This window comes from Cutibacterium avidum ATCC 25577, assembly GCF_000227295.1.
GTDB lineage: Bacteria > Actinomycetota > Actinomycetes > Propionibacteriales > Propionibacteriaceae > Cutibacterium > Cutibacterium avidum.
The window spans coordinates 1,957,509-1,980,527 of sequence record NZ_JH165054.1; the positions used below are offsets into that span (position 1 = coordinate 1,957,509).

General features: G+C 63.2%; 21 protein-coding genes and 2 pseudogenes. 3 read left to right on the top strand and 20 right to left on the bottom strand.

All coding sequences use genetic code 11. The features are described from left to right. Nucleotides 1-54: 54 nt before the first annotated feature. From HMPREF9153_RS12750 to murQ, 4 genes and pseudogenes are all read right to left on the bottom strand, one after another. Nucleotides 55-183, bottom strand: a complete 129-nt coding sequence (locus HMPREF9153_RS12750; protein WP_023032691.1) for a hypothetical protein — start codon at nucleotides 181-183, stop codon at nucleotides 55-57. Nucleotides 184-546: 363 nt separating this feature from the next. Then, nucleotides 547-1,081: pseudogene (locus HMPREF9153_RS12755) on the bottom strand (family 1 glycosylhydrolase); the annotation flags it as partial. A 568-nt stretch (nucleotides 1,082-1,649) separates the two neighbouring features. Next, nucleotides 1,650-2,666: a hypothetical protein gene (locus tag HMPREF9153_RS08750; protein ID WP_036980133.1), complete on the bottom strand. Its 1,017-nt coding sequence runs from the start codon at nucleotides 2,664-2,666 to the stop codon at nucleotides 1,650-1,652. Nucleotides 2,667-2,938: 272 nt separating this feature from the next. After that, a pseudogene (murQ, locus tag HMPREF9153_RS08755) lies at nucleotides 2,939-3,747 on the bottom strand (N-acetylmuramic acid 6-phosphate etherase); the annotation flags it as partial. Nucleotides 3,748-3,918: 171 nt separating this feature from the next. Here murQ and HMPREF9153_RS08760 point away from each other — a divergent pair. Together HMPREF9153_RS08760 and HMPREF9153_RS08765 are read left to right on the top strand one after the other, a co-directional pair. Further along, the gene (locus HMPREF9153_RS08760; RefSeq protein WP_171023468.1) at nucleotides 3,919-4,791 is read left to right on the top strand and encodes a MurR/RpiR family transcriptional regulator; all 873 of its coding nucleotides are present in this window, start codon (nucleotides 3,919-3,921) and stop codon (nucleotides 4,789-4,791) included. Nucleotides 4,792-4,813: 22 nt separating this feature from the next. Continuing rightward, nucleotides 4,814-5,473, top strand: coding sequence for an HdeD family acid-resistance protein (locus tag HMPREF9153_RS08765; RefSeq protein ID WP_004811355.1), 660 nt, complete (start codon nucleotides 4,814-4,816; stop codon nucleotides 5,471-5,473). 107 nt (nucleotides 5,474-5,580) lie between these two features. Here HMPREF9153_RS08765 and HMPREF9153_RS08770 read toward each other — a convergent pair whose 3' ends face one another. From HMPREF9153_RS08770 to hisI, 13 genes are all read right to left on the bottom strand, one after another. Next, nucleotides 5,581-5,775 carry a hypothetical protein gene (locus HMPREF9153_RS08770; RefSeq protein ID WP_004811356.1) on the bottom strand — a complete coding sequence of 65 codons (195 nt, stop codon included), beginning with the start codon at nucleotides 5,773-5,775 and terminating at the stop codon, nucleotides 5,581-5,583. A gap of 9 nt (nucleotides 5,776-5,784) precedes the next feature. Further along, on the bottom strand, nucleotides 5,785-6,087 hold the full coding sequence (locus HMPREF9153_RS08775; RefSeq protein WP_004811357.1) for a hypothetical protein: 303 nt from the start codon (nucleotides 6,085-6,087) through the stop codon (nucleotides 5,785-5,787). Between the two features lie 63 nt (nucleotides 6,088-6,150). Next, on the bottom strand, nucleotides 6,151-7,623 hold the full coding sequence (locus tag HMPREF9153_RS08780) for a glutamate synthase subunit beta (protein WP_004811358.1): 1,473 nt from the start codon (nucleotides 7,621-7,623) through the stop codon (nucleotides 6,151-6,153). Beyond that, nucleotides 7,616-12,139, bottom strand: a complete 4,524-nt coding sequence (gene gltB, locus HMPREF9153_RS08785; protein WP_004811359.1) for a glutamate synthase large subunit — start codon at nucleotides 12,137-12,139, stop codon at nucleotides 7,616-7,618. The genes HMPREF9153_RS08780 and gltB overlap by 8 nt, the downstream gene beginning before the upstream one ends. A gap of 126 nt (nucleotides 12,140-12,265) precedes the next feature. Beyond that, entirely contained in the window at nucleotides 12,266-13,105 is an 840-nt protein-coding gene (lgt, locus tag HMPREF9153_RS08790; protein ID WP_004811360.1) for a prolipoprotein diacylglyceryl transferase, read from the bottom strand. Continuing rightward, complete coding sequence (gene trpA, locus HMPREF9153_RS08795; RefSeq protein ID WP_004811361.1) at nucleotides 13,102-13,935, bottom strand: tryptophan synthase subunit alpha; 834 nt, start codon at nucleotides 13,933-13,935, stop codon at nucleotides 13,102-13,104. Before trpA ends, lgt begins: the two co-directional genes overlap by 4 nt. Beyond that, entirely contained in the window at nucleotides 13,932-15,188 is a 1,257-nt protein-coding gene (trpB, locus tag HMPREF9153_RS08800) for a tryptophan synthase subunit beta (RefSeq protein WP_004811362.1), read from the bottom strand. Before trpB ends, trpA begins: the two co-directional genes overlap by 4 nt. A gap of 31 nt (nucleotides 15,189-15,219) precedes the next feature. Next, nucleotides 15,220-16,020, bottom strand: coding sequence for an indole-3-glycerol phosphate synthase TrpC (gene trpC, locus HMPREF9153_RS08805; protein WP_004811363.1), 801 nt, complete (start codon nucleotides 16,018-16,020; stop codon nucleotides 15,220-15,222). Continuing rightward, nucleotides 16,021-16,236: an HGxxPAAW family protein gene (locus HMPREF9153_RS08810; protein ID WP_004811364.1), complete on the bottom strand. Its 216-nt coding sequence runs from the start codon at nucleotides 16,234-16,236 to the stop codon at nucleotides 16,021-16,023. A gap of 17 nt (nucleotides 16,237-16,253) precedes the next feature. After that, the gene (locus HMPREF9153_RS12345; RefSeq protein WP_023032685.1) at nucleotides 16,254-16,409 is read right to left on the bottom strand and encodes a hypothetical protein; all 156 of its coding nucleotides are present in this window, start codon (nucleotides 16,407-16,409) and stop codon (nucleotides 16,254-16,256) included. Next, complete coding sequence (locus HMPREF9153_RS08815) at nucleotides 16,387-16,968, bottom strand: Trp biosynthesis-associated membrane protein (RefSeq protein ID WP_036902429.1); 582 nt, start codon at nucleotides 16,966-16,968, stop codon at nucleotides 16,387-16,389. Before HMPREF9153_RS08815 ends, HMPREF9153_RS12345 begins: the two co-directional genes overlap by 23 nt. 47 nt (nucleotides 16,969-17,015) lie before the next feature. Further along, nucleotides 17,016-18,515 (bottom strand): anthranilate synthase component I, encoded by a 1,500-nt coding sequence (locus HMPREF9153_RS08820; RefSeq protein WP_004811367.1) that lies wholly within the window; start codon nucleotides 18,513-18,515, stop codon nucleotides 17,016-17,018. Beyond that, nucleotides 18,515-18,880, bottom strand: coding sequence for a phosphoribosyl-AMP cyclohydrolase (gene hisI / locus HMPREF9153_RS08825; RefSeq protein ID WP_171023453.1), 366 nt, complete (start codon nucleotides 18,878-18,880; stop codon nucleotides 18,515-18,517). Before hisI ends, HMPREF9153_RS08820 begins: the two co-directional genes overlap by 1 nt. A gap of 96 nt (nucleotides 18,881-18,976) precedes the next feature. Here hisI and HMPREF9153_RS08830 point away from each other — a divergent pair, with 96 nt between their 5' ends. Further along, entirely contained in the window at nucleotides 18,977-19,612 is a 636-nt protein-coding gene (locus HMPREF9153_RS08830; RefSeq protein WP_004811369.1) for a TIGR03085 family metal-binding protein, read from the top strand. Between the two features lie 31 nt (nucleotides 19,613-19,643). Here the strand turns inward: HMPREF9153_RS08830 and gatB are convergent, their stop codons facing one another. From gatB to gatC, 3 genes are read right to left on the bottom strand one after another with little or no spacing between them, the layout of a single operon-like run. After that, the gene (gene gatB / locus HMPREF9153_RS08835) at nucleotides 19,644-21,137 is read right to left on the bottom strand and encodes an Asp-tRNA(Asn)/Glu-tRNA(Gln) amidotransferase subunit GatB (protein WP_036902427.1); all 1,494 of its coding nucleotides are present in this window, start codon (nucleotides 21,135-21,137) and stop codon (nucleotides 19,644-19,646) included. Next, complete coding sequence (gatA, locus tag HMPREF9153_RS08840) at nucleotides 21,137-22,642, bottom strand: Asp-tRNA(Asn)/Glu-tRNA(Gln) amidotransferase subunit GatA (protein WP_004811371.1); 1,506 nt, start codon at nucleotides 22,640-22,642, stop codon at nucleotides 21,137-21,139. The genes gatB and gatA overlap by 1 nt, the downstream gene beginning before the upstream one ends. Next, on the bottom strand, nucleotides 22,639-22,962 hold the full coding sequence (gatC, locus tag HMPREF9153_RS08845) for an Asp-tRNA(Asn)/Glu-tRNA(Gln) amidotransferase subunit GatC (protein WP_004811372.1): 324 nt from the start codon (nucleotides 22,960-22,962) through the stop codon (nucleotides 22,639-22,641). Before gatC ends, gatA begins: the two co-directional genes overlap by 4 nt. Between the last annotated feature and the right edge of the window lie 57 nt (nucleotides 22,963-23,019).

Genomic DNA, 23,019 nt, shown 5'->3' on the forward strand with positions numbered 1-23,019 from the left:
TGGTGCTAACTCGGACAGACTAGTCCGCACCACCGACCGGGGCGACCCGACCACTCACGTCGGGCGGCAAACGACGAAGTCAACCTGCATACCCCCAGCCAACTGGGACACCAGATCCGTGTACGGACCAGCAACCTCGCCGACCCTGACGAAGCCCCCGTCAAGCTTATCGTCGTGCACCATGAGATGGATCTCACCGCAATATCTCCCCACGGTGTCTATCTGGAGGGATCCGGCCCTGCGGCACCCGGCATTGGGGGCGTCAGGGACCAATTCGCCCTTCCGTACCCGATTCTCATGATGTTGTCCGCGATCGTGATGATCCACGTCCCAGGACTTCAGCATTTGCGGGTTTGATCCAGATGTCATCCTCGAACTATTCCAGCCACCCCTCCCATTCGCCGCCGCGCATGACCTGAGTTGGCCCGTGTTCTGCAAGGCTAACTTCGATGCTGGTCAGCCTCAGCGCGCATTCCTCAGCCTTAGGTACGGACGCCGACCAAGCCGAGGCTCAGATCCAAGATGATCAGTAATCCACAATACTTTTCCCGTCTGCACAATCCGAACCAGTCGAGCCATTTGATAATGAAGACCATTGAATACAGAATTCGTAGCCATAAACATGATCGTCACTTCCAGTGATACCGAACCCATTGAACGGACTGAAATACTCGGCATTGATCTCGTTAATTAGGAGGCAATAATTCACCTCTTCTCGCCATCGGCCAACCACATATTCCGCCATTTTTAGGTAAAGATCGATAACGTCACGGTTCTTCCATCCCCCATATTTGTCGACTACTGCAACAGGGAGTACATAATGATTAATCGTGATGAACGCTCGGATACCGGCGTCGGTAAGACAACGAATGACACGGTCATAATAGGCCACGCCATCTGTATTGTGTTCATCTTCAAAGCCATTCGGGAACAAACGAGCCCAGCTAATCGACAGTCGATATAAATCGAAGTCAAGATCTATGATCTCGCGCAGGTCAGACTCCCAGTGCTCATAGCCTCTCAAGCCGACACGAAAGGGGTATATGGCATCGCCCGCACGGGCTGCGTTTGCGTTCTGGAGCCTGACCCGTTCTTCCGAACACTGATTCTGAGGTGGTGATGTCCCAGGGCGTAGACACCGGCCAAGCCGAAGCCTAACCAGTGACGAGCGTCGTGAACTGACCGAGGTGCGACGCAAGAACCGTGTACTGGAAATGGAAGTCGAGACCTTGAAACGAGCCTCGGCCTACTTCGCCCGGGAGAACATCCTCCCAACATAGGGTTCCAGTGCGTCCAAGAACTTCCCGAGGCGAGAACTGCCGTGTCGGTGGCCTGCCGGGTGCTGAAGATGTCGCGGTCGTGATTCTCCAAGTGGCGCGACCAGCCAACCGCCGGATCGTGTGGTCGGCGATCGCCGACCACACCCGCACCGAGTTGATGGTCAACACGCTGCAGATAGCCGGCCGGCAACGCCAACCACCGCCCGGGAACGATCATGCATACCCACCAGGCCAGCCAGTACACAAGCTGGCTGTTCGGACATCGGCTGTAGGAGGCCAGTTCAAAACCCCTCACACCACCACTAACGCGGCGGCATGATTCAACCACTACAAACCGTCCAGGAAACCGGGCCAAGCTCCGAATACGGTTCATCTCATGCTCCTCTCGGCGTCAGTATCATGCGATGATCTCCGCACCCTTCTTGGCCAGAAGCTTTTGGCATCCACCAATCGCTTCATCTCTTCGGGTGTCATACTCCTGTCCTTAGCGATCTCAGCCAGAGGCGCGCACACATCATCGGGTCTCATCACCTCGGTGCTCCACAGCTTCCAAGGCCAATCGATTCGTGTTATGACGGCCCGATGAATTTTATCCACCGAGACACATTTAATTCCATACCCGCCATTTATATCGGTGTGTGACCCGTTGGAAGACCAGTAGTGCAGCAGGCCCACACTATGGCCAGCTTGGCCACGCTCAATAGACCTTCCTAGAACAACCACCATGTGACCAGACTCATCTTTTCCTATCTCATCGTTCCAGAAGATCTTCATATAATCGAATTTGCGGATACTGGCGAATAGTGCGTTGCGGTCGCTTGAGTTTATGTACTCATCTGTTGTACCAATGTACATATTAGTTCCGATTCCCAATTCATGAACAAGTTCAGCCAAGCCAGGTCCATTAGCATTTGCTCGACCCCACGCTCCAACTCCGTCGGCTTGGATTGGGTACGCCCGATTCTCGACAGTGTAAGGCTTCAGGTACTCCCACTGCTTCTCTGGGAGGACGTGCCCGCAGGATTTTTCGTACATTTCAATGCTTTTCAGTAGCAGAAGATAGACAGCCGAGGAACAGAACGACGGCGTAGCGAACTGTGGGTTCACCTCAACACCAGACTCCGAAACCCCTACGGCACGGTCCAGTCCCGTCCAGGCGGTTTGCTGGAAGCCCGGAGGAATATCTCTTCCTGTGTGATATCCGCCACCCACGGGAAAACATTTTAACGCGTCACCCATTGATTCATTCCACATTGTGGTTGACTTTCCAAACGCAGCGTTCGATTCCAACGTGAACGCCGGGCTCATAACCGCCGCCGCAGACGCAACACACGTGCCCAGCACCAGTCTTCTCCGGGTAATAGGACCGCGAGCTTTCATCGTCATCACTTCCTTGATTCCTACCGTATTTCCAATTTTCACGCGATTTTATGTTTAGGGAGGCCGCCTCCTTTCGACCGTCCTGCCTCCCAACATGCCACAACGACGGGGAAACTCGCGTATATGCATTCTCCCGGCGATTCTTCAAACATGCTCCGTAACGGGTTGGCACGTCTGCCGTTTTTGTTCATACTCGGCGCGAACAAGCCGTCTGCCAGGGTTACATGTTTAGCGCTGAGAATTTTTACAATTGTTATTAGTTCTGATGCCGCGGCAGCGACGATGAACGATGCCATCTTGGCGTGGCCGTCAGCCTCACGAAGGGCGGTAACGGCCTGGTCCCGGGTGCATCCCGTCGTGGACACGGCACGTTGCCGCAGTTTCTCGTTGCTCGGAGAGACGTCGACCATGAAATACCCGTAAATCTTGCCAAGCCCGACCATGGTCGCCGTCGAGATCGTGTTGAGGACGAGTTTTTGTGCCATTCCGGCCTTCAGACGGGTCGACCCGGCGAGCACTTCAGGGTCGGCGTCGATCTCGACGGGCAGATCGACCTCGTCACTGATAAGGGCGTCCTGGTTGCAACACACCGACGCCGTGAGGGCACCCCGGCCTGCTTGGCAGCACGCACTGCTCCTATCACCCACGGGGCGCGCCCGGAGGCAACGAGCCCGACGACGACGTCGTGCGGCCCGGGATGCAGGGCATTGATCTCCTCAGCCCCGCACTCCTGGTCGTCCTCCGCTCCTTCAACTGCCTGGAACATGGCTTGCTGGCCACCGGCAATGAGACCGACGACCATGGTGGGATGCGTGCTGAAGGTGGGAGGACACTCGGCAGCGTCGAGAACCCCCAGCCGCCCACTCGTTCCCGCCCCGGCATAGATCAGCCGACCACCGGCCGACAATCCGGCCACCGCAGCCTCGACGATCGTCGCAATGGCAGGAAGCTGCCGGGCGACGGCATCAGGAACACGGTGGTCCTCATCGTTCATGACGTGAAGCACCTCGAGGGTCGTCAGCTGATCAAGACCCTCGCTGGCCGGATTCCGACCCTCCGTGGTGGTGAGCCTAGTGAGATGGTCCATGGACTCGCCTCCTGCGACGACAAAACTTCGTGGTTCCATGTCTTGGAACCACGCCCTCTGTACAACCGTGTGGGCCACATAGACCACACTGTGTTTCCACGGTCCGCAGCAGGACCAAACAGTTCAGACGGTGTGAAATGATGTTACACGAGAATCGTTAATCATGGAAGGATTTTTCATATGGCTGGCAGCCTGTTGCCCCGCATCGACATGGCCAGGTCCACCATGCGCCCGGCGGAGGCGCAGGTTGCCGCAGTGGTCCTTGCTGAACCGGACTGGGCACTCGAAGCATCAACCAGCCGGCTCGCCCAGGCTGCTGGAGTATCCCCCGCATCCGTGGTGCGCTTCTGTCGTGCCCTTGGACTCAAGGGCTGCCGCGAGTTGCGCGCCGAGCTTGCCCGTGACCTGTCTCGCCGCAGCATTGAGATGGAGCGCTCGTCGGTAGCCGAGGGCACCATCTCGCTTGACGACACCTTGGAACAGATGATCTCCAAGATCGCCTTCCATGAGGCTCGCACCATTGAGGACACCGCCCGATCGGTGGACCCGGAAGAGCTCGAAGCCGTGGCCAGCGCCATCTCCATCGCGCCGCGGACCGTCCTCTTCGGGGTCGGTTCCAGCGGGCTCGTGGCCGACGATCTCTCCCAGAAGCTGGAACGCATCGGTCTGGTCTGCCAGCATCACAACGACACCCACGTCCAACTCGTCCATGCCGCACTGTGCGGACAGGCGTGCGTCGCCGTGGGGATCTCGTTCAGCGGTAACACCCAGGAAGTCGTCGAGGCTCTCACCGCGGCTCGGGCCCACGGTGCCACGACAGTCGCCATGACGGGAGTGCCCCAGTCTCCCGTCGCGCAGCTGTCGGATCACGTTCTCGTCACCCCAGCCCGCGAGACCCAGGTCCGGGCCGGAGCGATGTCCAGCCGAATGTCTCAGTTGGCCGTCATCGACTTTCTCTTCGCCAGGGTCGCTCAGCTGTGCATGGACGATCTTGAAACCTTCCTGACCAGCACCCGAACGGCAGTCAGCACTCACCGGACCTGAGGTCCTCACGTAGACTTGAGTCATGTCGTCACAGACCCTGACAAAGACTTGGAAGTCAATTTGGTGGGTTCCCCTCACGAAGGGGATCCTCGCGATCATCGCGGCGGTGATGGCTGTCGTCTGGTCCCACCAGACCATGGAGGCCCTCGTGGTGATCGTCGGTGTCTACGCCATCGTCGACTCCGTCATGACTCTCATCAATGCTCAGCCCCTTCGCGGCATGGTTGGCACCGGGTTCATGAGAGCTTGGGGCATTATCGGCATCATCATTGGCCTCGTCCTCATCATCCACCCTGGATTCTCACTCCACGTCATCGCCATCCTCCTCGGAGTTTGGCTGGTTCTCCTCGGCGTTGCGGCGACCGGTTTTGCCCTGCCCATGAGGTTCGTCACGGAGAAGGCCTGGGCCTGGATGCTCGGCGGCGGCATCGGACTGTTCGTGCTGGGCATCGTCATCCTCGTCCACCCCGGATTCGGCGTGGTGGCCATGAGCTGGCTGCTGGCCATCGGCGTCCTGCTCTACGGCATTGCCAACATCGCCATCGCAGTGGGCGTCCACAAGATCGCGAACTCCATTTCCTCGGCAGTGCGGCGAGATCCACGCAATACCCTCATCGAGGGTGAGGTCGTCGATTCCCCCGCGACCTCTCAGGAGACCTCACCCCACCGCGAACTCAAGTGACGAGTGACCCTGAGCACCTACTACGGCCCGGCCTCCAAGCCGGACCGCAGTACTGTGTGGTAGATCCGGATCATGCACCGGTATGCGGGAGACCGCGCGGACGACCATCAGATGTCCCCGAGCCGACGCACTGCTCCCAGGCTCAGCCAGTACTGACCGTCAGACATCTGACTGTCGACGACGACGATGGTGAAGTCGCCATGTTCGGAGGCCGTGGCGCGGGTGGCTCTGGCAGCCAGGGGTGCCATGATCGCGCCCATCGAGGCGTCCACCACGGTTCTGCGTCGCAGGTCGTCAGTCATGGCGGAACACTAGACGGAGGGTGGTTCACGACGGTCGTCGTGTTCGTCCTCCATACCAAGTTCGTGATCGAGACGGTCATCCAAGGACCGAGCCCTGCGCTGGGAGGCCAGATAGGCCCACCAGACCCCGGCACCGATGATGCCCAGGAAGGAGGCAGCCCCACCGAAGGCGCCCAGCACGAAGCGCGGATCGCTCTGGCTCGATGCCGTCAGCCCGACGACGTCAAGCACCACGAAAAGGGCGACGCACACCCACGTCAGCACCTTGGCGTGATGAATCGCCGAATCGAGATCCTGCTGATCATCGTTCATCCCAGCAGTCTCCTCCCACCCGGTATCTCCTGTCGAACCCACAAGGCTTCTTCCCCGTCGAGATCAGACCATCATCTGACGATCAGAGGGTTTGACCGGCTTCGGCAGCACTGATCGCGAACCCTTGAGATACGCGTCGACGCCGTTGGCCGCCGCCCGTCCCTCCGCAATGGCCCAGACCACCAGGGACTGACCACGACCCGCGTCACCACAGGCGAAGACTCCCGGGACGTTGGTCTCGTAGGCGTCATTCCGGACGATATTTCCGCGACCGTCGAGTTCCAGTCCAAGTTCCTGGACGACCCCATCATGCTCGGGGTGGGCGAATCCCATCGCGAAGATGACCAGATCGGCCGGAAGGTCGTGCTCACTGCCCTCGTCAGCGATGAAGACCCGGTTCTCGTCACGATGGCCCGAGACCACTCGGACGGCCTTGACGTGGCCCTCGTCATCGCTGACGATCTCGACGGTGTTGGTCGAGTAGACCCGCTCACCGCCCTCCTCATTGGAGCTGGGGACACGCAGGATGAGCGGATAGGTCGGCCACGGCTGATTGGCCGGACGATCCTTCGGCGGTTCGGGGTTGTACTGCAGCTGGGTGATCGATGCCGCCCCCTGACGCACCGCAGTGCCGACACAGTCGTTGGCGGTGTCTCCCCCACCGATGATGACGACGTGCTTGCTGTCGGCGCGGATCTGGTCGGAGACCTCGGTCCCGGCCAGCACTTTGTTCTGCTGGGTGAGGTACTCCATGGCGTAACAGACACCGTCGAGCTCGATCCCCGGGGCGTCCAGCATGCGCGGCACGGTGGCACCGGTGGCCAGGATGACGGCGTCGAACCGCTCGCGCAGCTGCTCGCCGGTGATGTCCACGCCGATCTCGGTGTTCGTCTTGAAGACGGTGCCTTCCAGCACCATCTGCTTGATACGACGGTCCAGGACCGACTTCTCCATCTTGAAGTCCGGGATGCCGTAGCGCAGCAGGCCGCCAATGGCGTCGTCCCGCTCGTAGACGACGACGGTGTGGCCGGCGCGGGTGAGCTGCTGGGCTGCTGCCAGACCGGCAGGACCGGACCCGACGACGGCGGCCGTCTTGAGGGAGTGCCACTCGGGGACGATGGGAATGACGCGACGGTCCTCCCACGCCTTGTCGATGATCGCGACCTCGATGTTCTTGATCGTCACCGGGTCACGGTTGATTCCCTCGACGCAGGCAGTCTCGCAGGGAGCCGGGCACAGGCGACCGGTGAACTCCGGGAAGTTGTTGGTCGCCAGCAGGGACTCCAGGGCCTCACGCCACTCGTCACGCCAGATGAGGTCGTTCCAGTCCGGGATGAGGTTGCCCAGCGGGCACCCGGTGTGGCAGAACGGCACACCACAGTCCATGCACCGACTGGCCTGATCAGTGATGATCGGCAACAGGGCGTGGCCGGGACCTCCGGGGTAGACCTCCTTCCAGTCGTGGATGCGCTCCTCGACCCGACGACGCTCTGCCTCCTGTCGCGGCACCTTCATGAAACCGTGCAGATCAGCCATGGGACACCTCCATGAGAAGTTCGGTCATCTCGTTGTCGTCCAGTCCGCGTTCCGCGGCCTCGACCATGGCCTTCATCATCTTGGCGTAGTCACGCGGCTGCACCTTGGTGAAGGAACTTCGGATGCACTCCGGGCCTTCGGCCAGGATCTCTCCGGCGAGGGTCGATCCGGTCTCGGTCTGGTGCAACGTCAGCAGCTCGATGACGCGATCGACGTCAGCCTCCTCCATCGGCAGGGCGTCAACCATCTCCGGGTTGAGCCGGTTGACGTCGAGATTACGGACCCATGCCACCCCGCCTGACATGCCGGCGGCGAAGTTGCGTCCGGTAGCGCCGAGGACGAGCGCCTCTCCCCCGGTCATGTACTCACAACCGTGGTCGCCAACCCCCTCGACCACCGCTGTGGCTCCGGAGTTGCGCACGCAGAATCTTTCACCTGCCTGGCCGCGCAGCAGGATCTGCCCGGAGGTGGCGCCGTAACCGACGACGTTTCCGGCGATGATCTGGTCACGGGGACGGAAGGGGGCCTCCACGGACGGGGCGACGATCACCCGGCCACCGGACAATCCCTTGCCGACGTAGTCGTTGGCGTCTCCGACGAGCCTCATCGTCATGCCGCGTGGCACGAAGGCACCAAAGCTCTGACCAGCGGTACCGGTGAAGGTGAGATCAATGGTGTTGTCGGGAAGACCTGTGCCATTCGTCGCCACCGTCACCCGGCTGCCGAGCATCGTGCCGACCGTGCGATCGACGTTGCGGATGCTGAGCTCCCGTCGAATCGGGGTGCCGTCGGTGAGGGCATCGGCACACATGTCGATGAGTTTCATGTCCAGGCTCGTTGCCAGGTCGTGGTCCTGGTCGCAGACATGGTGCAGCGGGGTGCCCTCCGGCAGTTCCACCTGGTGCAGGATCGGTGAGAGGTCGAGGCCCTTGGCCTTCCAGTGGGTGATGGCCTTACGGGTGTCGAGGACCTCGACATGGCCCACGGCCTCGTCGATGGAGCGGAATCCCAGCTCGGCGAGGATCTCGCGAGTCTGCTCGGCCATCATCATCATGAAGTTGACGACGTGGTCAGGGTCCCCGGTGAACTTCTTGCGCAGCTCAGGATTCTGGGTCGCCACACCCACCGGGCAGGTGTCGGTGTGGCACTTGCGCATCATGACGCACCCCTCGACGATGAGCGCCGTGGTCGCGAACCCGAATTCCTCGGCACCCAGCAGGGCGGCGATGACGACGTCTCGTCCGGTCTTGAGCTGACCGTCGCACTGCACGACGATACGATCCCGCAGGCCATTGAGGAGCAGGGTCTGCTGCGCCTCGGCCAGGCCGAGCTCCCAGGGACCACCGGCGTGCTTGATCGAGGTCAGCGGGGCCGCGCCGGTTCCGCCGTCGTGGCCCGAGATGAGCACGACGTCGGCCTTGGCCTTGGAGACACCGGCAGCAACCGTGCCGACTCCGGTCTCGGCAACCAGCTTGACGTGAATGCGGGCCCGCGGGTTGGCGCACTTCAGGTCGTGGATGAGCTGCTTGAGATCCTCGATCGAGTAGATGTCGTGGTGAGGCGGTGGGGAGATGAGTCCGACGCCTGGGGTCGAGTGGCGGGTCTTCGCAACCCACGGGTAGACCTTCGGTCCGGGGAGCTGGCCACCCTCACCGGGTTTGGCGCCCTGGGCCATCTTGATCTGGATGTCATCGGCATTGACAAGGTACTCGCTCGTCACGCCGAATCGTCCGGAGGCCACCTGCTTGATGGCCGATCGACGCTCCAGATCGTGGAGACGCTCGGGATCCTCGCCACCCTCACCGGTGTTCGACTTGCCGCCGATCCGGTTCATGGCAATGGCCAGGGTCTGGTGGGCCTCCATGGAGATCGAGCCATAACTCATGGCGCCGGTGGAGAACCTCCTGACGATCTCGCTGGCCGGCTCGACCTCCTCCAGCGGCACGACCGGACGATCGTGGCGGAACTCCAGCAGGGATCGCAGGGTCATGAGTCGGCTGGAGTTATCGTTGATGTGGTCGGTGTAGCGGCGGAACTGGGCGTAGTCGTTGGTGCGAGCCGCCAGCTGGAGCCGGAAGATCGACTCCGGGTCGACGAGGTGCTCCTCTCCCTCCCGACGCCACTGGTAGTGACCGCCGGGCTTGAGGGTGCGGTGGGCGAGACGTACACCGGTTTCGGGGTAGGCGCTGAGGTGACGAGCAAGGATCTCGTCGGCGATCTCGGTCAGTCCGATTCCCTCGATACGGCTGGTCGTCCCGGTGAAGTACTCGTCGATGAACTCCTGAGATAGACCGGTGGCTTCGAAGATCTGGGCACCGGTGTACGAGGGGATGGTGGAGACGCCCATCTTGCTCATCGTCTTGAGGACACCCTTGCCGAGAGCCTTGTAGACGTTGTGGATGGCGATCTCAGGGTCAGCCGAGACCCACACCTCGTGGCGGGCCATGTCCTCAGCCGACTCGAAGAGCAAGTAGGGGTTGACCGCCGAGGCGCCATACCCCATGAGGAGTGCGACGTGGTGGACCTCTCGGACGTCACCGGCCTCCACGACCAGCCCGACCTGGGTACGCGTCTTCTCGCGAACCAGGTGGTGGTGGATGGCGGAGGTGAGCAGCAGGGACGGGATCGGGGCCAGCTCGCGGGTGGCGTGACGGTCCGAGAGCACGATGATGGTGGCTCCATCGGCGATGGCCTCGGAAACCTCGGCCCGGATCTCCTCGATGCGACGTCGCAAACCCTCACCGCCTTCCTCGACGGAGAAGAGTCCCCGGACGACATGGGTCTTGCGGTCCGGGTGCTCACCGTCGGCATCAATGTGGACGATCTTGGCGAGCTGGTCGGAGTCGATGATCGGGTAGTTGACGACCACCTGACGGCAGGACTCCGGTCCGGGTTCAAGCAGGTTGGCTTCGGGACCGATGGTACCCGTCAGGGAGGTGACGAGTTCCTCACGAACGGCGTCCAGCGGCGGGTTCGTCACCTGGGCGAAGAGCTGACTGAAGTAGTCCCACAGCATTTGTGGCCGATTCGACAGGACCGCCAGCGAAGTGTCGGAACCCATGGCTCCCGTGGCCTCTGCACCCTGGTTCGCCATCGGGGCGATAAGCATCTTGAGCTCCTCGGAGGTGTAGCCGAAGAGCTGCTGACGACGGGTGACGGACGCATGGGAGTGAACGATGTGGGTGCGCTCGGGCAGGTCGTCGAGGTCGATGCGACCCTGGTCGAGCCACTCTCCATAGGGCTTGGCAGAAGCCAGTCGGGTCTTGATCTCAGCATCGTCAACAACGCGATGCTCCGAGAGATCGGCGAGGAACATACGTCCGGGCTTGAGGCGTCCCTTCTCGACGACGCGGGCCGCCGGCAGGTCAAGCACACCGGACTCGGACGCGAAGACGACCAGTCCGTCGTCGGTCACCCAGTACCGGGCGGGACGCAGACCGTTGCGGTCAAGCACTGCGCCGATCTGATTGCCATCGGTGAAGGTGACGCAGGCCGGACCGTCCCAGGGCTCCATGAGGAAGGAGTGGAACTCGTAGAAGTCGCGCAGCTCCTGAGTCATCTCGGTGTTCTTCTGCCACGCCTCGGGGATCATCATGAGGACGGCGTGCGGCAGGGAGCGTCCTCCCAGGTGAAGCAACTCGAGCACCTCGTCGAAGGAGGCTGAGTCCGATCCAGTCGGGGTGCAGATGGGGTACAGCCGAGCCAGGTCACCTGGGATGAGGTCGGACTTCAGCAAGGCCTCACGAGCCTGCATCCAGTTGCGGTTGCCGCGCACCGTGTTGATCTCGCCGTTGTGGGCGATGAGTCGGTACGGGTGGGCCAACTCCCAGGCCGGGAAGGTGTTCGTCGAGAACCGGGAGTGGACCAGGGCCAGTGCGCTGGACAAGTCGGCGTCGTGGAGCTCGGGGAAGACCTCCTCGAGCTGGTTGGTCGTCAGCATTCCCTTGTAGACCAGGGTCCGCGAGGACAGAGAGGCGAAGTAGACCCCGGCCTCGTGCTGGGCACGTCGCCGCAACACGAAGGCCAGCCGCTCCAGATCCATACCGATACGACCGTCACGGTCACGAATGAGGAGATGCTCGAAATGAGGCATGGTGCCCAAGGACACCTTGGAAAGAGTGTGGGTGTGGACCGGGACCTCACGCCATCCCAGCACCTCGATGCCCTCGTCCGCAGCGATGAGCTCGATGGCAGCGCGGGCGCGGGCACGTTTGGCCTCGTCAAGGGGCATGAACGCCAGTCCAACGGCGTAGGCTCCAGGTTCCGGGAGGCGGATTCCGGTGACCCGTCGCAGGAAGGCGTCCGGCACCTGGAGGAGAATGCCTGCGCCGTCGCCGGCGGCCGGATCAGCGCCAGTGGCACCACGGTGGTCAAGATTGCGCAGTGCCTCAAGTCCTTGCTCGACGATCTCATGGCTGGCCACGCCTGTCATGGTGGCCACGAAGGCCACGCCGCAGGCATCGTGCTCGAACTGGGGGTCGTAGAGGCCCTGCCGGGGGCGATGACCGAAGATCATCGGTACTCCTTTCGACGGAGACAGGTGTGCTGCAATTGCGCAAGCACACCCGATCCGGGGACAGACTGTCACACGATGACCACACCTTGACACACATGTCCGGGTTGTGGACTCATTGCGGCAGAGTCACTTGGCTTGAGCAGCTGGGCGATCGCTGTGCCCGTCGTCCTTGCCATGACGGCGCTGCAGGATGATTAGAATGACGACCGCGCCGGTGAGGACCACCAGGGCGGTGACGTCGTTGAGTCGCCATTGTCCCACGTGATGGGCCGGGTCGATGCGCAACCGCTCCACCCAGAAACGACCAGAGGTGTAGACCGCGACGTAAAGGGTGAACAAACGGCCATGGTCAAGTTTCCAGCGACGATCCGCCCAGACCAGGAACGCCGCCCCGGCCAAGCTCCACACCAGCTCGTACAAGAAGGTGGGGTGAAAGGTCGCGTACTGCAGATACCCCGCCGGCCGATGGGCGAGGTCGATCTCAAGTCCCCATGGCAAGGTCGTCGGGCGGCCGAAGAGCTCCTGGTTGAACCAGTTCCCGAGACGTCCGATGGCCTGAGCGGCCAGGATGCCCGGTGCCAGGGAATCGGCCACCAAGGCGAACATGATCCCCTTGTGGCGGCAGTACCGCCAGACCGCCAGGCTTCCCAGGGCGATGGCACCCCAGATACCGAGCCCGCCTTCCCAGATGTAGAAACAGTGGTACCAGGTCCGGCCAGGGCCGAAGTAGAGCTGATGGTCTGTGATGACGTGGTACAGGCGCCCACCGATGATGCCAGCGATGACCGCGAGGGCACACAACTCCTCGAAGTGCTCCTGCTTACCACCTCGGGAGAGGTAGCGACGCTCGCCACTGACGTAGGCAATGACGATTCCGGCCAGAATGCACAGGGCGTAAATGTGAATCGTCAGCGGTCCGAGGTGAAAGGCCTCGACCGATGGGCTGGGGATCGACAGCAGGTTCACTGGAGTCGCGCCCGCCGCACTCCGGACACCAGGTCATCGACGATGGTGCGCATCCGGTCGATACCGATGTGTGCAGTCTCCCCCTGCTCCTCAGCCTCGACGAGGGCGCGGACAAGAGCGGACCCGACGATGACACCGTCAGCGAAGGAACCAACCTCAGCTGCCTGGTCACCGTTGGAGACGCCCAGACCGACACCAACGGGGATCTCGGAATTGACGGCCTTGACGCGAGCCACCAATTCGGGGGCGGCCGAGGAGGTCTGGGCGCGAGTTCCCGTCACCCCCATGACGGAGGTGGCGTAGACCCAGCCACGGCAGGCGGCGACGGTGGAGGCCAACCTCTCGTCGGTCGAGGACGGGGCCACCAGGAAGACTCGGTCCAGACCGTGGGCCTCCGACGCCGCCATCCACTCCTTCGCCTCGTCAGGAGTGAGGTCAGGGGTGATGAGTCCAGCCCCGCCGGCCGATGCCAGATCTCGGGCATAGGCGTCAACCCCGTAGTGCTCGACGAGATTCCAGTAGGTCATGACGACACACGGGGTGCCGGTGTCGGCCACCGCCTCAGCAGCGAGCAGGGTGTCACGAGTGCGCACCCCGCGCTCGAGTGCTCGAGTGGTGGCGTGCTGGATGACGGTCCCGTCCATCATGGGGTCGGAATAGGGCATCCCGATCTCGACGAGATCGACGCCGATACCAGTCGTACCGGTCGTGAGAGCCTTCATGGCGTCGATGGAATCGGGTACCGAGGGATGCCCCACCGGCAGGTAACCAACCAGGGCCGGACGATTCTCCTCACGGGCCTTCAGGTAGGCACTCGCACTGCTGGTCATTCCATACCTCCGGTGGTGGCGTCAACACTGCCGTCGATGTCGAACCATGCGAGGGCGGTGTCGACGTCCTTGTCCCCTCGTCCCGACACAGTGACGATGACGATCGGCGGCTCACCGTCGTGGTCCGGCAGATCCTTGGCAATCCGCAGGACGCCGGCCACGGCGTGAGCCGACTCAATGGCGGGCATGATGCCCTCGGTCTGGGTGAGGGTGCGCAGAGCCTTCATGGCGTCGCGGTCGTTCACGGGAAGATAGGTGGCTCGCTTGTTGGCAGCCAACCAGGAGTGCTCGGGACCGACACCGGGGTAGTCCAGGCCGGCCGAGATGGAATGGGACTCCATCGTCTGACCGTCTGCGTCCTGCAAGATATAGGTGCGGGTGCCGTGCAGCACGCCGACCGAACCTCCGGTGATCGACGCGGCGTGACGTCCGGTCTCGACGCCGTCGCCACCAGCCTCGAATCCGTAGAGGCGAACCTCGGGGTCGTCGATGAACTGGGCGAAGGAGCCGATGGCGTTGGATCCGCCGCCAACACAGGCACAAACCGCGTCCGGAAGTCGCCCTGCGCGGTCGAGACACTGCTGACGCGCCTCAGCGGAGATGACTCGCTGGAACTCGCGCACCAACTTGGGGAAGGGATGCGGGCCAGACGCGGTGCCGATGAGGTAATGGGTGTCGTCAACGTGGGCGACCCAGTCGCGCATGGCCTCGTTCATGGCGTCCTTGAGGGTACGAGAGCCAGCCTCCACGGCGACGACCTCAGCTCCCAGGAGCTGCATACGAGCGACGTTGAGAGCCTGACGCTCGGTGTCGACCTGGCCCATGTACACCCGGCACTCCATGCCCATCATGGCGGCGACGGTGGCCGTCGCCACCCCGTGCTGACCTGCACCGGTCTCGGCGATGAGGCGGTGCTTGCCCATTCGTCGGGTCAGCAGCGCCTGCCCCAGCACGTTGTTGATCTTGTGCGAGCCGGTGTGGTTGAGGTCCTCACGCTTGAGCAGGACCCGCACCTTGCGGCCGGTCTGCTCGGTCACGTACTCGGAGAACCGGGGGGCCTCCGTCAGTGGGGAGGGGCGTCCCGCGTAGTCACGACGCAGTACATCCAGCTCGGCGTGAAAGTCGGGGTCAGCGAGGGCGGCCTCAAAGGTCTTCTCAAGCTGGTTGAGGGCAGCCTGAAGTGCCTCCGGGACGAAGCGGCCACCGAAGGCGTCAAAATGGCCGTGGACGTCGGGCAGGTCTCGAGCGGACATGGTCGTCCTTTCCGTTGGATGTCAGGCGTGGTCAGACGGTGGCGCGATGGATCTCGCGCAGCACCTGGGCTGGTTCACCGTGGCGAACCAGCATCTCCCCCACCAACACCGCATCGGCACCACATTTGTGGGCCTCGACGGCGTCGTCCACGCAGAGGATTCCAGACTCAGCCACCTTGACGGCATTCTCTGGCAATTCGCCAAGCAGGGTGCCGAAGATGGCCCTGTCGACTTCGAGGGTCTTGAGATTTCGGGCGTTCACCCCGATGACTCGGGCATCAAGGGCCGCTGCCCGAGCAGCCTCCTGTGGGGTGTGCACCTCGACCAAGGGGGTCATGCCCAGCTCGGTCGCAAGATCGTAAAAGCGTCGCAACTCGTCGTCGGGCAGAGCAGCGACGATGAGGAGGACGAGATCGGCGCCGTGAGCACGCGCCTCGAGCACCTGGTACTCAGTGACGACGAAGTCCTTGCGGAGAATCGGAATGTCGACCTTTTCCCGTACCGTGTCGAGGTCGGCGAGGGATCCCTGGAAACGACGCTCCTCGGTGAGAACACTGATGGCGGCTGCTCCGCCAATCCGGTACTGATCGGCCAGCGCAGCAGGATCGCCAATCGTCGCGAGGTGACCCTTCGACGGACTGGACCTCTTGACCTCGGAGATGACCGACAGACCAGGAGAGGTCAGCCGACGAACGGGGTCGATTGCGGGTGTGACGAGTTCGATGGCCTCGTGAAGGTTGTCCGAGGTGACCATGAGCTGGCGCTCATGGAGATCCTCGAGAACACCAGCGATGATCTCGTCAAGAATTGTTCCGGTGACGGTGGGCGACATTCAGCGTGCTCCGCCATAACCCATGGCGCGCATCACCAGGGTGACGACACCGCCAAGAACGACGAGAGCAGCGCCGACGATGCAGGTGATCCAGCTGGGGCCAGACATGGCACCGACGGTGGCGACGATGAAGCCAATGAGGGCGACGATCGAACCTGCCCAGTTCGCGGGGCTCCCACCGTGCTTGTACTGACGAGTGGCGCGATCAACGCTCATGGTGTTCCCTCCGGTGGTCAGGCGCGGCTTGTTCCACGCAGCTGGTCGATGATGCGGGTGGACTCCCCGAGCTGGTCAGGGGTGCCGTCGGATACCCGCAACGCGGCGAATCCAGTAATGATCCTACCCTGATTGGCCGTCGGAGCGGACCTACCGACCATTGTGTGAGCCATTCCCGCCCTCGTGGGCCAACTCGTCAGAATTCGATTCCGACGACTCGGGTTCTGCCTGTGACCGGGCCCCTGGTTGAGTACGGAAATCCGCCAGGGTGGGGTCCTCTCCCCTGTCCAGGGCATCCCACGCGGATCGCGAGTCGCCGACCAGTTCTCCGGTACGACGGGCTGAACGGCTGGGCCAACGGTCGGCGAAGGCCGCTATCCCGGCGCCGGTGACAATCGTCATGGCTCCGGCCACCAGACACACCCATGGCCATGGGGTGACGGTCATCTGCGGCGCTCCGGCATCAACCCCCTTGGCAGCCCACTGATGTGGCGACGCACTGCGGTGGGTGAGGACGACAGCCGCGATCCCGACGCCGACCAAGGCCTGCACGATTCCGGTGACGCGGCGACCGACCGTCTTGACGACGAGGAGGAGGGCCACCGTGATGACGAGCATGAGGGCTGTCGCCGTGATCAATCCTCCCGTGACGTCAGCACCGGTCAGTCCAATTCCGGCACGCTCCATCCAGGTTCGCCTGGATGCGACGCTGACGAGGATGGCAGCCAGGATCGGGGAGGCGGCAAGAACCACTCGCCACACGACTGGGATCGGAGTCCTCACTGTGTGTCCTCCCGCAGGGGATGCAGGGTTCCCGCATCCTGAATTGCCTGGATGACGGCCGCCGCCTTGTTCTGGCATTCAGCGTTCTCCTTGGCTCCGACCGAGTCCAGCACGATTCCGGCTCCGGCTTGCACATGGGCGACCTGGTCCTTGAGGACGGCGGTCCGGATGGCAATGGCACAGTCCGAGTTGCCGTGCAGATCGAAGTACCCGACGACGCCACCGTAGACGCCACGTCGGGTGGTCTCGAGCTCCTCGATGATCCGCATGGCGGAAATCTTCGGTGCCCCGGACAGGGTGCCAGCCGGGAAACACGACATCGTCACGTCGACGGCGTCCAGGCCGTCAACGATCTGGCCGGTCACCGCCGCCTCCAGGTGCATGACGTGGGAATATCGCCCCACGTGCATGAACTCGGTGACGTTGACCGTTCCGGGCACGCAGACCCGGCCCAGGTCGTTGCGCCCCAGATCGACGAGCATGGTGTGCTCGGAGCGCTCCTTGGGGTCGGCCAGCAGCTCGTCCTCCATGGCCCGGTCCTCGGCCGCAGTGCGTCCGCGCGGGCGGGTACCGGCAATGGGGTGAGTCGTCGCGACACCGTCTGCCACCGTCACCAGAGCCTCCGGGGAGGATCCGATGACGTCGAATCCAGGTAACCGCAGCAGGTAGAGGTAGGGACTGGGATTGGTGCGACGCAGCTGACGGTAGATGTCGAGGGCGTCAGCCTCGGTCTCGACGTCGAAGCGCTGGCTGGGGACGACCTGGAAGATGTCACCGTCGCGAATGCGCTCGATGGCGGTGTCAACCATCTCACCGAATTTTTTGGGCGTGCGTTGACGACGTACCTGACTCGCGGCGCGGTCCACGGCACGGGCCGTCAACACCTCCCGCGGCTCGGCCAACCTCGTCACCATCGCCTCGAGGGCGTCAACCGCGTCGTCGTAAGTCTGATCGAGATCGGTTCCGTCCACCACCTGGTTGGAGATGAGCCACAGTTCGCCGCGCTGGTGGTCGAGGACCGCCATCTCCCCGACGAGCATGAGGCATGCCACCGGAAGGCCCAGGTCGTCGACGAGATCGTCGCCGATATCCTCCAGGCGACGAACCATGTCGTACCCGATATATCCAACAAAACCGCTCGTCAAGGGTGGAAGACCAGACTCAACCGGGGTGTTCAGGGCGGCCAGGGCCTCCTTGAGGGCGCCGAGCGGGTCATCACTGACCGTCAAACCCGCAGGCGGTTCGCCGATCCACTCCACCGAACGCCCGTCGGACGTCAGGGCGCAGCGAGTGATGACTCCGATGAAGGACCACCGCGACCAGATGCCCGACTCAGCGGACTCCAGCAGGAAGGTCAGTCGTCGGTCCCCGCAGAGATGCTGGTAGAGACCAATCGGGGTGTCGTCATCGCAGATCAGTTTGGTCCGTACCGAGACGACAGTGTGCTCCTCCGCCAGGGCAGCGAACTCCTCACGTGATGGGGTGACGTCGATCATCACTCGGCCACCTCGTCCAGGAGCACATCGGCGTCGAAACAGGTGTGGTCCCCGGTGTGGCATGCCCCTCCGACCTGGTCGACGCGAAGTAGCAGGGTGTCGCCGTCACAGTCGAGTTGAACCGAACGAACGTGCTGGGTGTGGCCGGAGGTCTCCCCCTTGACCCAGTACTCCTGACGCGACCGGGACCAGTAGGTCGCACGACGAGTGGCCAGGGTACGGGCCAGGGCGACATCGTCCATCCAAGCCATCATGAGGACGTCCCCGGTCGTGGCGTCCTGGACCACGGCAGGTACCAGACCGGCGTCATTGCGTCGCAGGCGCGCTGCGACGTCGGGGGTGAGAGTGGGTTCTTCGGTCAGCACGGGCTCATTGAACACCGAATCACCGACATCTGGAGTCCGCGCCGCGTTTCGGACCGGTGCTGGCAAGATGGACTCATAGCTCGAAGGAGGACCTGAATGTCCATGGCACGAGACGAACGAGCCGGACTGGCTGCAGACCTGTCACGACTTGGCCCCGACGCCCCGACTCTGTGCGAGGGATGGACCGCCCGAGACCTGCTGACCCACGTCCTGCTCCGGGAGAATGATCCATTGGCCATCCCCGGTATGGCCGTCAGCGTCTTCGACGCCGTCACACAGGCCCGTGCGGACAAAATGGAGGCATCGGGATCCTTCGAGGATCTGGTGGCACGCTTCGCTCAGGGGCCAGGCCGTTTCTCGATCTTCCGCGTTCCGGGGATGGACGCCGCCGCCAACTCGATGGAGTACTTCATCCACCACGAGGATCTGCTTCGGGCCCAGCCCGGCTGGCGACCCCGACAACTGGGCCACCGCGCCGAGCTTCGACTGGCGGGGATCATCCGTAAGTACGGACGTGCTCTGACTCGTCGCTCCCCGGTGGGCGTGCGCGCGGAGATGACCGGACTGGGGGACCCCATCACCCTTCATCCCGGTGACCGCATCGTCACCATCGTCGGCAAGCCCTCGGAAATCCTCCTACTGCTCACCGGGCGCACCTCGGTCGCCCAGGTCGACGTCCTCGGTGAGCCGGACACCCTCTCCGAGTTCATACGCTCCGACCACTCGTTGTGAGGGCCGGGGCGCAGGAACTCAACCGCGTGGGTCAGGAGAGCTTCTCGAGGATGAGCTCCCTGACCCGCTTCGCGTCTGCCTGACCCCTCATGGCCTTCATGACCTGACCAATGAGAGCACCAGCCGCCTGGACCTTGCCACCACGGATCTTCTCGGCAATCTGCGGGTTGGCAGCGATGACGTCGTCAACAGCAGCACCAAGGGCGGCGTCGTCGGAGACGACGGCGAGACCGCGTCCATCGACCACCTGCTGAGGATCTCCCTCGCCAGCGATGACACCGTCGATGACCTGGCGGGCCAGCTTGTCGGTGAGGGTACCGTCGTCAACGAGCTTCTGCAGTTGGGCGACCTGGGCCGGGGACATACCGACCTCGGACAGGTCCACCTCGGCCTCGTTGGCACGACGAGACAGCTCGGTGAGCCACCACTTGCGCGCGGCAGCGGGCTGGCAGCCAGCGTTGACGGTTTCCTCAAGGAGGTCGAGGGCGCCGGCATTGACAACCGCAGTCATCTCCAGCTCGGAGAACTGCCACTGGGAGGCCAGACGAGCTCTCTTGGCAGCTGGAAGTTCCGGCAGGCCAGCACGCAGCTCCTCCACCCATTCCCGGGACGGCGCGACCGGAACCAAGTCCGGCTCAGGGAAGTAGCGGTAGTCCTCGGCGTCGGACTTGTCGCGTCCGGCGATGGTGTATTCGCCGCTCTCCTGCCACATCCGGGTCTGCTGACGAACCTTGCGTCCCTCGGCCAACACGAATCCCTGACGCTGGATCTCGTAGGTCAGGGCTCCTTCGACCGAGCGCAGCGAGTTGACGTTCTTGGTCTCGGTACGGGTGCCCAAGGTGCTGCTTCCGCGTGGCATGAGGGAGACGTTGGCATCACAACGCAGGTTGCCTCGCTCCATCCTGGCCTCGGAGACGCCCAGGGCGATCATGATGTCGCGCAGCTGAGCCATGTAGGCCCGTGCCACCTGCGGCGCCTTGGCTCCCAGCCCACGGATCGGCCTGGTGACGATCTCGATGAGCGGGACGCCGGCGCGGTTGTAGTCCATGAGGGAGTGGCTGGCACCGGAAATACGTCCGTCGGATCCGCCGACGTGCAGGGACTTTCCGGCGTCCTCCTCCATGTGGGCACGCTCGATCTCGACACGGAAGACCTCGCCGTCGACCTCGACGTCGAGACAGCCGTCGTAGCAGATCGGCTCGTCGTACTGCGAGGTCTGGTAATTCTTCGTCATGTCCGGGTAGAAGTAGTTCTTCCGGGCCATGCGGCACCACTCGGCGATCTTGCAGTTGAGGGCCAGACCGATGCGGATGGCCGACTCGACGGCGTGGCCGTTGATGGCCGGCATCGATCCGGGAAGACCCAGGCAGACCGGGCAGACGTTGGTGTTGGGATCCTTCTCGGTATCCGTGGAACATCCGCAGAACATCTTGGTCGCCGTCGACAGCTCGACGTGGACCTCGAGTCCGATGACCGGCTCGTAGTCAGCCATCACCTCGTCATAGGGCAGCAGCTCGTCCGCCATCATGCCTCTCCCCTCAGTTCGGGAGCCTTCGCAAGCAGCGGGGCACCCCACTTCTCGTTCAGCAGCCGTTCCAGGGCCGCACCGACCCGGTAGACACGGTCATCCGCCATGATCGGGGCCATCACCTGCATACCGACGGGCATGCCGTCGGTCTCGGACAGGCCGATCGGGAAGGACCCGGCAGGGCTGCCGGCCATGTTGGCCGGAATGGTGCACAGGTCGGAGCGATACATCGCCATCGGGTCGGCCGTGCGCTCCCCCAGCCGGAATGCCGTCGTCGGGGTGGCTGGGGAGACGAGCACGTCACAGGTCTTCCAGGCCTTCTCGAAGTCACGCTGGATGAGGGTGCGGACCTTCTGGGCCGAGCCGTAGTAGGCGTCGTAGTAGCCGGCCGACAAGGCGTACGTACCCAGGATGATGCGACGCTTGGCCTCGGCACCGAATCCGGCACCACGGGTGGCACGCATGACCTGCTCGGCAGAGTGCTCGCCGTCATCATCGACGCGCAGGCCGTAGCGCATGGCGTCGTAGCGGGCCAGGTTGCTGGAGACCTCCGCGGGTTGGATGAGGTAGTAGGCAGGCAGGGCCAGGTCAAAGTTGGGGCAGGAGACCTCGACGATCTCGGCTCCCGCACTCGTCAGGATCTCGACGGCCTCGTCGAAGCGTGCCTCGACCTGCGGGTCGTACCCCTCGCCGGCGAATTCGGTGACGACACCGATCCGCATTCCGGCGACGTCCGGCTGGTTCGCAGCCTCGACGATGGCCGGGGCGGGCTGGTCGATGGTCGTCTGGTCCATCGAGTCATGACCGGCGATCACCTGGTGCAGCAGGGCCGCATCCAGGACGGTACGAGCGCAGGGTCCGGGGGTGTCCAGGGAAGACGCCATCGCGATGACGCCGTACCGGGACGTCGACCCGTAAGTCGGCTTGATGCCGACGGTGCCGGTCACCGCACCGGGTTGACGAATGGACCCGCCGGTGTCGGTACCGAGAGCCAACGGGGACTGGAAAGCAGCCAGGCTGGCGGCGGATCCGCCGCCCGAGCCACCAGGAACTCGGTCGAGGTCCCACGGGTTGTGGGTGGGGCCGAAGGCAGAGGTCTCGGTCGAGGATCCCATGGCGAACTCGTCCAGGTTCGTCTTGCCCAGGATCACCATACCGGCGTCCTTGCATCGGGTGACGATGGTCGAGTCATAGGGCGGGATCCATCCCTCCAACATTCGGGATGAGGCCGTGGTGGCCAGCCCCTTGGTGCAGAAGAGATCCTTAACGGCCAGCGGCACACCGGCCAGCGGACCGAGCTTCTCACCGTCGGCGATCCGAGAGTCGATCCGTCGGGCAGTTTCCCGGGCGCCGTCGTGATCAACCAGAAGGAAGGCACGCACGTCGCCGTCGACCTCGTCGATGCGGTCCAGGTGCGCCTGGGTGACCTCCTCGCTGGAGACCTCGCGGGACGCAATGCGCGCACCGAGTTCGGCGGCAGTCAGGGTCACGAGCTCGTTCACTGTGCCTCCTCGTCCAGGATGCGGGGCACACGGAAGCGCTGATCCTCACTGTGAGGGGCCATGGCCAGGGCGTCATCAGCCGACATCGACTCCTTGATGACGTCCTCGCGGAAGACGTTGGACAGCGGCAGAGCGTGCGAGGTAGGTGGCACGTCGTCGGTGGCGACGGCTGACACTGCGGCCACGGCGTCGAGGATCGCGTCAAGCTGAGGAACCAGATACGCGGTCTCGTCGTCAGTGAGGTCGATGCGTGCCAGGCCGGCCAGGCGGACGACGTCATCCGGCGTGAGGGCCACGATGAATCTCCTGGTTGACGGCATGGGGGCGGGAATGCCCTCGGACCATCCTAGGACCACTGGCCGACATGACTGCCAGAT

Excerpts from the sequence above, each read along its gene's own strand:
- HMPREF9153_RS12750 (WP_023032691.1), bottom strand. The coding sequence starts at position 183 with ATGGTGCACGACGATAAGCTTGACGGGGGCTTCGTCAGGGTCGGCGAG.
- HMPREF9153_RS08750 (WP_036980133.1), bottom strand. The coding sequence starts at position 2,666 with ATGACGATGAAAGCTCGCGGTCCTATTACCCGGAGAAGACTGGTGCTG.
- HMPREF9153_RS08765 (WP_004811355.1), top strand. The coding sequence starts at position 4,814 with ATGTCGTCACAGACCCTGACAAAGACTTGGAAGTCAATTTGGTGGGTT.
- HMPREF9153_RS08770 (WP_004811356.1), bottom strand. The coding sequence starts at position 5,775 with ATGACTGACGACCTGCGACGCAGAACCGTGGTGGACGCCTCGATGGGC.
- HMPREF9153_RS08775 (WP_004811357.1), bottom strand. The coding sequence starts at position 6,087 with ATGAACGATGATCAGCAGGATCTCGATTCGGCGATTCATCACGCCAAG.
- HMPREF9153_RS08780 (WP_004811358.1), bottom strand. The coding sequence starts at position 7,623 with ATGGCTGATCTGCACGGTTTCATGAAGGTGCCGCGACAGGAGGCAGAG.
- gltB (WP_004811359.1), bottom strand. The coding sequence starts at position 12,139 with ATGATCTTCGGTCATCGCCCCCGGCAGGGCCTCTACGACCCCCAGTTC.
- trpA (WP_004811361.1), bottom strand. The coding sequence starts at position 13,935 with ATGACCAGCAGTGCGAGTGCCTACCTGAAGGCCCGTGAGGAGAATCGT.
- trpB (WP_004811362.1), bottom strand. The coding sequence starts at position 15,188 with ATGTCCGCTCGAGACCTGCCCGACGTCCACGGCCATTTTGACGCCTTC.
- trpC (WP_004811363.1), bottom strand. The coding sequence starts at position 16,020 with ATGTCGCCCACCGTCACCGGAACAATTCTTGACGAGATCATCGCTGGT.
- HMPREF9153_RS08810 (WP_004811364.1), bottom strand. The coding sequence starts at position 16,236 with ATGAGCGTTGATCGCGCCACTCGTCAGTACAAGCACGGTGGGAGCCCC.
- HMPREF9153_RS12345 (WP_023032685.1), bottom strand. The coding sequence starts at position 16,409 with ATGGCTCACACAATGGTCGGTAGGTCCGCTCCGACGGCCAATCAGGGT.
- HMPREF9153_RS08820 (WP_004811367.1), bottom strand. The coding sequence starts at position 18,515 with ATGATCGACGTCACCCCATCACGTGAGGAGTTCGCTGCCCTGGCGGAG.
- HMPREF9153_RS08830 (WP_004811369.1), top strand. The coding sequence starts at position 18,977 with ATGTCCATGGCACGAGACGAACGAGCCGGACTGGCTGCAGACCTGTCA.
- gatB (WP_036902427.1), bottom strand. The coding sequence starts at position 21,137 with ATGGCGGACGAGCTGCTGCCCTATGACGAGGTGATGGCTGACTACGAG.
- gatC (WP_004811372.1), bottom strand. The coding sequence starts at position 22,962 with ATGCCGTCAACCAGGAGATTCATCGTGGCCCTCACGCCGGATGACGTC.